Raw genomic sequence first — 11,575 nt, forward strand, 5'->3', positions numbered from 1 at the left:
CTCAGGTGCCGCGCCCGGTCGTCTTCTGCAGGGCGTCGATGCGCTCGGACGCTTCCGCCTTCGTCAGGTTGTCCGGCACCTCCTCGCCGGCCTCCTGGGCCAGCGTCTGCAGGTACGACTTCTGCGGGCCGGTCATCGGCTCGTCGCCGGTGGTCCAGTCGCTCGGGTCCTTCTCGGGGTTCGGCTCCACCTGATCAGTCATGACAGCTCCAATCGAACGTTTGTTCGCCTGAGGTCGACTCTAGCGCAGGGGTACGACAACCGCCGCTCACGAGGCGGCCGGGGGCGTGCTCGGGCCGCCCGCCTCGTGGCCCGGCCTGCCGTGGGTGCGGCGGTCGTCCTTCATCTGCTGTTCGTGCAGGTGGCGGCGGCCTCCGGTGAGCGAAGTGAGCAGCTCGCGCTCAAGGTCGCGGTGGGCTTTGTAGTAACCGTCGTCGTACTCCTCGACGACCTGGAATGTCCACCGATCGGGGAGCACGTTGCGCCCGATGAGCTCCTCGGAGATCCGCCGCGCCCAGTCGCCGTGGCCGGCCTTCTCGAGCTGCTCCGCGGCCTCGCCGAGGGCCAGGTCCGCGCTCCCGGTCAGCTGGTGGAAGGAGTAGAGGTGCCCGCGGGCGCGCTCGATCGTCTCGAGCGCCTCGGTCACCTTGCCGACGGCTTCGACGGTGGCGGCGTCAGGGTTGTCGTCCATGCGCGAAAAGTGCCCCGTTCCGCGATTTCTACACGTCGCGGAACGGGGCACTGCCGGGACGCTAGGCCGTGGGGCGCGTGGCTCCCGCGTACTGGCTCATCAGCGGCGAGATCTTGACGACGTCGCCGCTCGTCGGCGCGTGCACCATCTTGCCGTCGCCGATGTACATCCCGATGTGGGACACGGGGGAGTAGTAGGCGACGAGGTCGCCGGGCTGCAGCTGGGAGCGCGACACCGGGGTGCCGAAGCCGGCCTGCGCCGCGGAGTTCCGCGGCAGGGCGATGCCGGCCTGCTTGTACGCCCACTGCATCAGGCCGGAGCAGTCGAACGTGCTCGGGCCGGTGGCGCCCCAGACGTAGGCGCTGCCGAGCTTGCTCAGCGCCGCGTTGACCGCGGCCTGCGCCGCCGCGGTGGGGGCCTTGACGTTCGGCGCCGCCCCGCCGGTGTCCTTCTGGGCGGCCTTGTCGGCGTTGCTGAGGGTCCGGCTCTGCGCCTCGATCTGGTCGATCTGGGCCTGCAGGTCCTTCTTCTTGGCCTCGATGTCCGACGCCAGCTTCGCCGCCGCGTCCCGGGCGTCCTGCGCCCGCTTCGCCGCGTCGGCGGCGGATTTCTCGGCCGCCGCGGCCTTGGCCGCCGCGGCGCTGAGGTCGGCCATCGCGGCGTTCTTGTCGGTCGCGATGACCTCGAGGGCCGCCGAGCGGTCCAGGAACTCCTGAGTGGACGTTCCGGTCAGCAACGCCGACAGCTTGTTCATCTGGACGCCGCCGGTGAACGACGCACCGGCGAACTTGTCCACTTCGGACTGGTACTGCCGCTTCGCCGCAATGGCCTGTGCGCCGGCGTTCTTCGCGTTGGTGGCGTCGGCGTTGGCCTTGTCGAGCTGGCCCTGCTTCGCGGCCAGGTCGTCCTGGGCCCGGAGCAGGTCCTCGTTGAGCCGTTCCGCCTGTGCCGCGAGATCGCGGTACTTGGCGAGGGCGTCCGAGCCGGCGGGCGGCGCCTGGAGAACGGGGACGGGGGCGGCGGTGGCCGGCTGCGCCATGGTGACGACGGTGATCACCGAGGCCGCGGCGAGGGCACCTGACACCACGCGCTTGACGGGATGCGAACGCATTCTCGCGCGGGTCTCCTTTGCTGATCGGCCGCCGGCGGGTACCGGGACGGCGAGTCGGGGGCCTCGCCCGTCCCCGGGCGCGCTCGACCGCAACAGGAAGAGCCCGCAGAGGAGGTTCGGTACCCGGCAGGGGGTATCGGCGGCGATCTCGCGTCGCCGTCTGAGGACGACCGGGGGCCGCGAGATCTCGAACAGGTTACGAAACGAGCACGGGAGAGTCCAGGGCGAACCGTTGAAAACTCTCCGTGACGTCAGTTACCCCGGCTGGACCAGTGGGAACGCCACCCGACTGTGGCCGGGATTACACGCCGTCACCGCCGTGGTTACGGTACCGCCCTAGGGTATTCCAACCGGGGACGAGCCGCGTTGCCCGTGAATCCGGTTTGTACGTCCCTTGTATCCGGTTGCGTGATTCTCCTCCCCGAAGAGATTCCGACCCATGGAGGACGAGGATGTTCACGAAGGCCGCCGTACTCACGGCGCTCACCGCCGCGACGTTCGCCATGGCCGCACCGGCCATGGCCGACACTGCGGCCACGACGGTACTGCCCGCGGCGAACATGGAAGCCGTGCTGAAAGCGGCCCAGATCGACCCGCGCCGCGCCGACGACACCCAGACCCCGGGCGCGCACGACAGCGTCCTGCTCGTCGAGCAGGCGCTGCAGGCGAAGGGACTGCTCGATGGCCAGTACGTCGACGGCTACTTCGGCACCACCACGATCACGGCGTACTCGCAGTACCAGAAGTCGCTGGGCTACACCGGTCTCGACGCTTCCGGCCTGCCGGGCAAGACCTCGCTGGAGAAGCTGGGCGAAGGCCGCTACACGGTCACGAACCCGATTTCCGCGGGCAGCCAGGTGACCTACCACGGCAAGACCCTCAACACCCGCACCAAGGCGATGCTCGTCGCGGCGGAAGGAAAGGTGGGCTTCCAGGTCACCCTGACGCAGGGCTCGTACAACGCCGGTGGTGTCGACGCCTCGGCCGGGACGCACGACGGCGGCGGCGCGATGGACATCTCGGTGTCCGGCATGTCGTCGACCACCCGCACGAACCTGCTGAAGGCACTGCGCAACGTCGGCTTCGCGGCCTGGTACCGCACGCCGGCGCAGGGCTTCGAGTACCACATCCACGCGATGGCGGTCTCCGACCCCGATCTGTCCTCGGGTGCGCAGCACCAGACCGGTGACTACTACCTGGGCATGAACGGCCTCGCCGGCCGCGGCGCCGACGACGGCCCGCAGGTCACGAAGGTCACCTGGGAGGAGTACCAGCGCGGCTGACGCCGGGTGTGCGCCCGGCCGTGGTGGCACGGCCGGGCGCACCGGTGGTTTGATCGGAAGGACCGACGACGTGGGGGTGCTCCGATGCCGCAGAAGGCGTTCCGGTTCGGCGTGGTCGCGGGAGCGACCGAGGGTGGCGCGCAGTGGCTGGCCACCGCCCGCCGGGCCGAAGAGCTCGGCTATTCGACGCTGCTGTGCCCGGACAACCTGACCATGCCGACGCCGACCGCGGCCCTCGCCGCGGCCACCGCGGCGACGAGCGAGCTGCGCGTCGGTTCGTTCGTGCTGGCCAGTCCGCTGCGCACCGCGCGGGCGGCGGCCTGGGAGGCGCACAGCCTCACCGTCGTCACGAGCGGCCGGTTCGAACTCGGTCTCGGCACCGGACGGCCGGAAATGCGGCAGCAAGCGGCAGAACTCGGGCTGCCCTACGGCTCGGGGCAGGAGCGCCTCGATGCGATCTCCGAGACCGTCGACCACGTCCGGCGGCTCGACGGGGACGCGCACACACCCGTGATGATCGCCGCGGGCGGCCCGAAGGTCCGCCGGCTCGCCGGGCTGAAGGCCGACATCGTCACGATGGCAGGCGGCGTGCTGACCACCCGGGCGGAAATGACCGGGCACGTCGAAGAGGTCCGGGCTGCGGCCGGTGACCGCGACGTCGAGTTCGCGATGAACATCTGGGTCGTCGGCGACGAGGTACCGCCGTGGATCCGCGGCTTCATCGGCGTCGACGCCGAAACGCTCATCGAGCACGATTCCCTCGGCATGCTCCGCGGCGGCGTCGACGACATGGTGGCCGAGCTCGAACGCCGTCGCGAGGAACAGGGCGTGTCCTACTTCAGCGTCAACGGCGCGTTCCTCGAGGACTTCGCTCCGGTGGTGGAGCGGCTGTCGGGGAAGTGAGCGTCGCGGGGTCGGTGTTGGCGCCGCAGAGCAGGACGGCGACCCGCTCGCCCGGCGCGGGCCGGTAGGCGCCGGAGAGCAGGGCGGCGAACGCCGTCGCCCCGCCGGGTTCGACGGCGAGGCGGTAGCGGTCCCACAGCACCGCCCGCGCTTCGGCGATGGCGGCGTCGTCCACGAGCACCGAGCCCGCGTTCGTGCGGGTGGCGACCGCGAAGGCGATGTCGCCGAGCCGGGTCGCGCCCAGCGAGTCGGCGGCGACGCCGGAGACGCCGACCGCGACCGGCTCGCCCGCGACCAGCGCCGAGTGCAGCGTCGGGATCGTGCGCGGCTCGACGCCCGTCACCCGCGCCCGCCCTTCGACCGCGGCCGCGACGCCGGCCAGCAGCCCGCCGCCGCCGACCGCGACGAGGATCGTGTCCAGCTCGCCCGCCTGCTCCAGCAGTTCGAGCCCGAGGGTGCCCTGCCCGGCGCAGATCTCCGGCTGGTCGTAGGCGTGGCAGAAGAGCTCGCCGGAATCGGCGGCGTGCTTCACGGCCGCGTCGTAGGCGTCGGCGTACTTCTCGCCGACGAGTTCCACGACCGCGCCGAGCTGCCGCAGCTTCGCGACCTTGACCGCGGGTGCGGTCGCCGGGACGTAGACCCGGGCCGGGAGGCCGAACTCCCGGGCGGCGTAGGCGACGGCGAGGCCGGCGTTGCCGCCCGACGCCGCCACGACGCCGGTCTGCTCGCCCGCGGCGAGGATCCGGTTGAAGGCGCCGCGGGCCTTGAACGACCCGGTGTGCTGCAGCTGTTCCAGCTTGAACCACACGCCTTCGTCCGCGGCGAGCACCGGCGTCCGGCGGACCCGGCCCTCGATGCGCGCGGCCGCCCGTTCGACATCCGCAGTGCTGATCATGCCCCTCAGCATGCGCGCCGGGCGCCGTAAGCACCAGCGACGTCTCCTATACTCGTTTAAGCAGGACTTACGGCTGGAGGCCGCCGTGCTCGACGCCCACCGCCTGGCCATGCTGGCCGAGGTTGCGCACGCCGGCTCGATCGCCGCGGCCGCCAAGAGGCTCGCCTTCACACCGTCCGCCGTCTCGCAGCAGCTGGCCAAGCTGGAGCGGGACGCCGGCGCCCGCCTGCTGCACCGCCACGCCCGCGGCGTCACGCTCACCCCGGCCGGGGAGGCGCTGCTCGTCCACGCCGAGGCCATCGCCGGGGAACTGCGCACAGCCGAGCGGACCGTCCGCGCCCTGGTCGACGAGGAGCTCACCGTCGGCACGTTCGCGAGCGCGGGCATGACCCTGGTGCCCGCCGCGCTCGCCGGCTTCCGCCGCGACCACCCCGGCGTCGCGCTGCGGCTGCTGGACCTCGAGCCGCCGGACGGGTACGGCCTGGTCCGCTCCCGCGAGCTCGACCTGCTGATCACCCACCGCTACCCCGGCGCCCCGCTGCCCGACCCCCGCGGCCTGCAGCGGACGCTGCTGCGCTCGGAGCGGTTCCGGCTGATCCTGCCGAAGGGACACGCGAAGGCGCGCACGCGCCGGCTCACCCTGCCGGCGCTGGCCGCGGAGGACTGGATCTCCGGCAGCCCGGGCGTGCCCAACCGGGCCTGCCTGGAGCAGCTCGCCGACGCCGCCGGCGTCCGGCTGCGGGTGGCGTACGAGACGCGGGACTACCAGGTGATCGTGGCGCTGGTCGAGGCCGGGCTGGGGATCGCGTTCGTGCCGGAGAGCGTCCTCGACCGGGTGGGCCCCGCGCGCGTCGAGGTGCGTGACGCGGCGGACGCCCGGCCGGCTCGCGAGATCTTCCTGGTGCACCACCGGCGTCCGGGCCGGCTGGTGACCGAGATGGTGATGCGCCTGACCAGTCCACAGTAGACGGCCGTCAGCCGGTCGGCCGTCCCGCGCCCTCGAAGCGCGCCGAGGCGCCCCGCAACGCCTCCAGGCACGCCCGCACCGCCCCGCTGCCCTCTTCGCCCGCCCGGCAGATCGCGTAGATCGTGCGGGTCAGCGCCGGGCGCGTGGTCAGGATCCTGACTCCGTCGGGCAGCCGATCGCGAGCCAGCCGGGGGACCAACGCGGCGCCGACGTTGCCCGCCACCAGGGCCAGCTGGGTCGGGTAACCGCCGACCGCGCAGCTGATCCGCGGCTCCAGCCGCTGCTTGCGCAGCACCTGCACCAGCCATTCGTAGCAGCCGGACCCGGCGCTCCAGCCGATCCACGGCACGTCGTCCACTTCGGACAGATCGACCGCCTTGCGGTGGGCCAGCCGGTGCCCGGCGGGCAGGGCCAGGTCCGCGACGTCGGAGAACAGCGCGATGCGCGTCGTCGACGGCGGGATCACCGTAGGGCGGTCGTTCCAGCTCTCCAGCACCGCGACGTCGAGGTCGCCGGCCAGTACGCGCGGCATCGTCTGCTCGGCCTCGCCCTCGTGCAGCGTCACCGCGAGCCGGGGGTGCTGTGCGGCGAGGGTGGCCAGCGCGGGCGGGAGCAGCGCGTGGACCGTCGTCGGGATCGCGCCGATCCGCAGCGGCCCGATGACGTCCTCGCGCAGCAGTTCCAGGTCGGCCTTCGCCTCGGCGACCTGCGCGAGGATCCGCTCGGCGTGCCCGGCCAGCACCTGGCCCGCCTTCGTCAGCCGGACGCCGCGGCCGCGCGGCTCCAGCAGCCGCTGGCCTGCCTCCCGTTCCAGCTTCGCCAGCTGCTGCGACACCCCGGACGGCGTGACGTGCAGGGACTCGGCCGCCGCGGCGACCGAGCCGTGGGTCGCGACCGCGCGCAGCGCCCGCATCCGCTCGAGTCCGAACACGGTAGCGATGCTACCGAATCACGTGCAGAAACATTCGCTTGTCCTTGACAGTTGCGCGCCGCACGCTGAAGGCGTGCTCACGACCACCGCCCGTCCGGCCCCGGCGTTCACCCACCGCGTCGACCCGCGGCTGCTCGCTGCCCTCGGCAGCTCCTGCATCGCGTTGTCGTCGGTCTTCATCAAGGTTTCGCACGCCAGCGGCAGCACCAGTGCGTTCTGGCGCTGCCTGCTCGCCCTGCCGGTGCTGCTCCTGCTGGCCGGGCGCGAACGGCGGAAGGCAGGCCCGGCGCCGCGCCGCCGCGTGCTCTTCCCGCTGCTGGCCGGGGCCGGGCTCGGCCTGGACTTCGTGCTGTGGGGCGAGGCGATTCCGCGGGTCGGCGCCGGCATCGCGACCGTGCTCCTCGCCGTCCAGGTGGTGATCGTGCCGCTGCTGGCGTTCGCCTTCCTGGCCGAACGGCCGTCGAAGCGGTTCCTCGGCGCGGCGCCCGTGCTGCTCGGCGGCATCGTGCTGGCCGGCGGGTTCGCCGGCACCGGGTCGTTCGGCCCGGACCCGGTCACCGGGGCCGTCGCGGCGTTGCTGGCCGGCGCCGGGTACGCCGGGTACCTGTTCCTGATCCGGCTCAGCGGCGGCACGGGCGCGCAGGCCCACTCGCTGGTGCTCGCCACGGTCTCGGCCGGCGTGGTCGCCGTCGTGCTCGGCGTGCCGACCGGCACGCTCGACCTGACGCCGGGCTGGCCCGCGTTCGGCTGGCTGATCGCGCTCGCCGGGATCGGCCAGCTGGCCGGCTGGCTGCTCATCTCCGCCGCGCTGCCGCGGATGTCCGCCACCACCGGGGCGACGCTGATGCTGCTGCAGCCGGTGGGCGCGGTGCTGCTCGGCGTCGGCCTGCTCGGCGAGCAGCCCGGGTGGGCGCAGCTGATCGGCTGCGCGGGTGTCGTCGCCGCGGTCTGCTTCGCCGGGAGCGGACGATCTGCGCGCGAAGGCCGTCCCGGCTAACGTCGCGGGCATGCGGGTGCTGGTAGCCGGGGCGTCGGGGTTCGTGGGCAGTCGCCTGTGCCCGACGCTGGAAGCGGCCGGGCACGAGGTACTGGCCATGACCCGCCACCCCGCGAAGTACCGCGGCGCCGGGAAAGCCGTCCGCGGCGACGTCGCCGACGTCGGCTCCCTGCGTGACGCGCTCAAGGGCGTCGAAGCCGCGTACTACCTCGTGCATTCACTCGACAGTGCGGACTTCAAGCGCCGTGACGCCGACGCCGCGCGGGCGTTCGCCCGGGCCGCGGCCGGCGCGGGCCTGCGCCGGATCGTCTACCTCGGCGGGCTCGGGGACGACGACGACGCGCTGTCGGACCACCTGGCCAGCCGGCGCGAGGTCGAGCGGCTGCTGGGGGAGACCGGCGTGCCGGTGACCGTCCTGCGCGCCGGGATCGTGATCGGGCACGGCGGCACGTCGTGGGAGCTGACGCGGCAGCTGGTGGAGCACCTGCCGGCGATGGTGACCCCGCGCTGGGTCCGCACGCGGACCCAGCCGATCGCGGTCGCCGACGTCGTCCGCTACCTGGCCGGCGTCCTCGACCACCCGGAAGCCGCGGGGCGGACGTTCGACATCGGCGGCCCCGAAGTGCTGGCCTACCGCGACATGCTGCAGCGGGTGGCGGCGATCGAGGGCAGGCCGCTGCTGATCCTGCCGGTGCCGCTGCTGTCCCCGCGGCTGTCGTCGTACTGGCTCTCGCTCGTCACGGACATCGACGCCACGACCGGGCGGGCGCTGATCGACTCGATGACCAACGAGGTCGTCGTCCGCGACGACGCCATCCGCCGGATCGTCGAGTTCGAGCCGATGGGCTACGACGAAGCCGTTCTGCAGGCCCTGGGCGAACGCGCGAAGAGCCGGCGGACGGCGTGAAGCCGTTCCTCGCCGCCGTGACCACCGCCGGATCCGGGCTGCTCGGCGCGTCGCTGGCCAGCCGGCCCGGCTCCCGCCGGTTCCACGTGCTCACGGCCTCGGTCGCGGCGACGTGGCTCGCCGGCGCCCAGGCGGCCGGCCCGGTGCGCCGGGGCCGCCGGGACATCGGCCGGCCGGTGGCGGTGGGGGCGGGCGCGTTCGGGGTGTTCTGCGGGTGCGCACTGGTGGCCCGCCGCATCGCGCCGCTGCGCCGGGCGATCGCCGGCGTGCTGGACCACGCCCGCCACGGCCCGGCGGCCGCGGTGGCGGCGACGACGTTGCTCACCGGAGCGGCGGAAGAGGTGTTCTTCCGCGGCGCCCTCTACGACGCGGCGGGAGCGCGGGTGTCCACGGCGGTGTACGTGCTGTCCACGACAGCGACGCGGAATCCCGCGCTGGTGCTGGCCTCGGCGGTGATGGGCACGCTGTTCGCCTGGGAGCGCGGCCGGTCGGGCGGGGTGCAGGCGCCGCTGCTGACGCACGTGGTCTGGTCGGCGCTGATGCTCGCCTTCATGCCGCGCCTCTTTCCGCCGGAACCGGGTGCGCACGCGCCGGCGTGGGACGCCGGCGGCGCCTGAGCTTCAGCAGGGCGGGATTTCCCGGCAGGCCTCGGTGGCCGACGTGCTCGCCGCCTGCTGCAGCAGCGTGTAGAGCGTTTCGCGCTGGTCGTCGCTCAGGCCGCTGAACACCTCGTCCTCGACCGCCGTCAGGGCGAATTCCGCGCGGGCCAGCAGCTTCGCGCCGACGTCGGTCAGCTCGACCAGGTGCCGGCGGCGGTCGGCGGGAGAGCGGCGCCGCTCGATCAGGTTCTCGGTCTCCAGCTCGTTGAGCAGGGTGACCACGTTCGTGCTGTCGATCTCCAGCACCTTCGCCAGCTGCTGCTGCGAACTGCCGCCGCGGTCGCGCAGCACCGTCAGGGCGATCAGGTGACGCGGCCGCAGCCCGAGGGGGGCCAGCACCGACTCGCTGCGCAGCCGCAGCCGGCGCGCGAGGTGGTCGACCAGCGCGCCGCAGCGGTGCGGGGGCTGATCGACGACCGGGAGCGAGGTCATGGGCCCAGTATATGGGCAAGCCAATGGTCGGTGTGCTATCAATAGTTTGTCTTGCACCAACGATCTATGGACGGCTAGCGACATGGCTCATCTCCTGCACATCGACTCGAGCATCCAGGGCGACGCCTCGGTGAGCCGGCGGCTCACCGCCCGGGCCGCGGCGGCGTGGCGCTCCGCGCACCCGGACGGCACGGTCACCTACCGCGACCTGGGCACGAACCCGCTCCCGCACCTCGACGCCGCCGGAGGGCTGGCCGCCATGGTGCCGCCGGAGCAGCACACGCCGGAGCAGGCGGCGGCCTGGGCGCGGATCCTCGAGATCGCCGAAGAGGTGAAGGCCGCCGACACGGTCCTGCTGGGCCTGCCGCTGTACAACTTCGGGCCGCCGAGCAGCGTCAAGGCCTGGGTCGACCACCTCATCGTGCCGGGGGTTTCGGTCGACCCCGAGACCTCCGCCGGCCTGCTCGGCGGCCGGGACTTCGTGGTGGTGGCCAGCCGGGGCGGCGGCTACGGCGAGGGCACGCCCCGCGAAGGCTGGGACCACGCCCAGACGTGGCTGCCCCACGGCGTTTCCCTGACGGGGCTGGAGCCGCGCTTCATCACGGCGGAGCTGACCCTGGCGGCGGTCCGCCCGGCGATGGCGGGCCTGGTCCCGCTCGCCGAGCAGAGCCTCGCGGCGGCGGAACGCGCGATCGACGAGCTGTGGGTGCCGGCCCGGGTCTGAGCGGCTGGGGAGCCGGCCGCGCGGGGAGGTGCGCGGCCGGTCGGCTCGGCGGTCAGGTGGGCGCGGGGGGCTCGGGGGCTGGGTGGGCTCGGGCCTCGGGGCTTGGCGGGTGCGCCGGGGCTCGGCTCACGGCTCGCCCGGACGGTGGGGCCCCGCCTGCGGCGAGCGGCCCCGGTGGTCGGGCGGGCTCGCCCTCGTGCCCCAGCCAGCTACGGCCCGCACACCCGACGGCCGACGGGACCTCGCACCTCCGGCCCCTCGCCCATGGCCCCGCCTGCGGGCCAGCGGCCCCGGTAGTCGGGCGGCCTCGCCCTCGTGCCCTCCACCGGCCACGGCCCACACACCCGGCTGGTCACGGCTGGCCGCACACCCGACCGGCCGCACGCCCGATCGACCGCCCACCCGACCGACCGCGGCCACCGACCGAACCTCGCACTCCGGCGTCCGGCCCCTCACCCATGGCCCCGACGGCGGCATCGCCCGGGCCGGGCGGTACCGTGCCGCGGCGGGCGGACTGACGTGGTGCGGCAGGGCCGTACCTGGGCGAGGAAGGTCGGGTTTGAGCGCGCACACCTCCCAGATGGACGACATCCGGCTCGTCGCGCAGCCCAGCGCGCTGCCGGTCACCGAGCTGTTCGTCCGCCTGATTCTCACCGACTGGTCCCTGCTGCCGATGCTGGAGCAGGTGACCGCCACCGCGAAACGCCTGGTCGGGGCGGTCGTCGACGCCAGTGATCCGAAGGCGCCCGCCTTCGTCACGGTGCGGCTGCGGCTGCACGCCGAAGTGCTCTCGATCGAGGTCGACGACGACGTCCCCGGGCGGCCGGACACCCCGGCCCGGGCCGGCGAACGGCAGGGCGTCGCGCCCGCCGACGGTGGCGGCCGCACCACCTGGTGCGAACTGCCGCTGCCGGGCGGGATGACCGCGCGGCAGGTGCGCCTGCCGCGGCGCCAGGACCGCCGGACGCTCGTCGACGAGCCCGTCTCCGGCGATCCGGTGGCCGCCGATCCGGAGGTCCTGGAGCGCCTGCTGACCCGGCTGAGCGGCTGGTCCGGCCAGAGCTGAACCGCTCGG

14 protein-coding genes are annotated in these 11,575 nt (G+C 73.5%); 8 read left to right on the plus strand and 6 right to left on the minus strand.

The genetic code is table 11. The features are described from left to right. Window position 1: 1 nt before the first annotated feature. The 3 genes from DV20_RS00735 to DV20_RS00745 form a co-directional block, all read right to left on the minus strand. Complete coding sequence (locus DV20_RS00735) at window positions 2–202, minus strand: DUF3072 domain-containing protein (protein ID WP_013227672.1); 201 nt, start codon at window positions 200–202, stop codon at window positions 2–4. A 66-nt stretch (window positions 203–268) separates the two neighbouring features. Then, window positions 269–691: a hypothetical protein gene (locus DV20_RS00740; protein ID WP_043775247.1), complete on the minus strand. Its 423-nt coding sequence runs from the start codon at window positions 689–691 to the stop codon at window positions 269–271. Between the two features lie 61 nt (window positions 692–752). Beyond that, window positions 753–1,802 (minus strand): C40 family peptidase, encoded by a 1,050-nt coding sequence (locus DV20_RS00745; RefSeq protein ID WP_043775249.1) that lies wholly within the window; start codon window positions 1,800–1,802, stop codon window positions 753–755. Between the two features lie 452 nt (window positions 1,803–2,254). On the opposite strand from DV20_RS00745, the gene DV20_RS00750 reads away from it, so the two are divergent. Further along, complete coding sequence (locus tag DV20_RS00750; protein WP_043775251.1) at window positions 2,255–3,085, plus strand: peptidoglycan-binding domain-containing protein; 831 nt, start codon at window positions 2,255–2,257, stop codon at window positions 3,083–3,085. Window positions 3,086–3,169: 84 nt separating this feature from the next. After that, entirely contained in the window at window positions 3,170–3,988 is an 819-nt protein-coding gene (locus DV20_RS00755; RefSeq protein ID WP_043775253.1) for an LLM class flavin-dependent oxidoreductase, read from the plus strand. Here the strand turns inward: DV20_RS00755 and DV20_RS00760 are convergent. Next, window positions 3,930–4,883 carry a threonine/serine dehydratase gene (locus tag DV20_RS00760; RefSeq protein WP_043775360.1) on the minus strand — a complete coding sequence of 318 codons (954 nt, stop codon included), beginning with the start codon at window positions 4,881–4,883 and terminating at the stop codon, window positions 3,930–3,932. The two genes, DV20_RS00755 and DV20_RS00760, sit on opposite strands and share 59 nt — an antisense overlap. A gap of 85 nt (window positions 4,884–4,968) precedes the next feature. On the opposite strand from DV20_RS00760, the gene DV20_RS00765 reads away from it, so the two are divergent. Next, window positions 4,969–5,850, plus strand: a complete 882-nt coding sequence (locus tag DV20_RS00765) for a LysR family transcriptional regulator (RefSeq protein WP_043775254.1) — start codon at window positions 4,969–4,971, stop codon at window positions 5,848–5,850. A gap of 7 nt (window positions 5,851–5,857) precedes the next feature. Here the strand turns inward: DV20_RS00765 and DV20_RS00770 are convergent, their stop codons facing one another. After that, window positions 5,858–6,781 (minus strand): LysR family transcriptional regulator, encoded by a 924-nt coding sequence (locus DV20_RS00770; RefSeq protein WP_043775256.1) that lies wholly within the window; start codon window positions 6,779–6,781, stop codon window positions 5,858–5,860. 73 nt (window positions 6,782–6,854) lie between these two features. Here DV20_RS00770 and DV20_RS00775 point away from each other — a divergent pair, with 73 nt between their 5' ends. The 3 genes from DV20_RS00775 to DV20_RS00785 are packed head-to-tail and all read left to right on the plus strand — an operon-like array spanning window position 6,855 to window position 9,302. Next, entirely contained in the window at window positions 6,855–7,778 is a 924-nt protein-coding gene (locus tag DV20_RS00775) for a DMT family transporter (RefSeq protein ID WP_043775258.1), read from the plus strand. Window positions 7,779–7,788: 10 nt separating this feature from the next. Then, entirely contained in the window at window positions 7,789–8,685 is an 897-nt protein-coding gene (locus DV20_RS00780; RefSeq protein ID WP_043775261.1) for an NAD(P)H-binding protein, read from the plus strand. 17 nt (window positions 8,686–8,702) lie between these two features. Continuing rightward, a complete protein-coding gene (locus DV20_RS00785) occupies window positions 8,703–9,302 on the plus strand; it encodes a CPBP family intramembrane glutamic endopeptidase (protein ID WP_235190669.1) in 600 nt (199 codons plus the stop codon). Between the two features lie 3 nt (window positions 9,303–9,305). Here the strand turns inward: DV20_RS00785 and DV20_RS00790 are convergent, their stop codons facing one another. Next, window positions 9,306–9,776: a MarR family winged helix-turn-helix transcriptional regulator gene (locus DV20_RS00790; RefSeq protein ID WP_043775268.1), complete on the minus strand. Its 471-nt coding sequence runs from the start codon at window positions 9,774–9,776 to the stop codon at window positions 9,306–9,308. A gap of 82 nt (window positions 9,777–9,858) precedes the next feature. Between DV20_RS00790 and DV20_RS00795 the strand changes: the two genes are divergently transcribed. Together DV20_RS00795 and DV20_RS00800 are read left to right on the plus strand one after the other, a co-directional pair. Beyond that, on the plus strand, window positions 9,859–10,500 hold the full coding sequence (locus tag DV20_RS00795; protein ID WP_043775271.1) for an FMN-dependent NADH-azoreductase: 642 nt from the start codon (window positions 9,859–9,861) through the stop codon (window positions 10,498–10,500). Window positions 10,501–11,059: 559 nt separating this feature from the next. Then, a complete protein-coding gene (locus tag DV20_RS00800) occupies window positions 11,060–11,566 on the plus strand; it encodes a hypothetical protein (protein ID WP_043775272.1) in 507 nt (168 codons plus the stop codon). Window positions 11,567–11,575: the final 9 nt, after the last annotated feature.

The sequence above is a fragment of the Amycolatopsis rifamycinica genome (genome assembly GCF_000695625.1).
GTDB classification, from domain to species: Bacteria; Actinomycetota; Actinomycetes; order Mycobacteriales; family Pseudonocardiaceae; genus Amycolatopsis; species Amycolatopsis rifamycinica.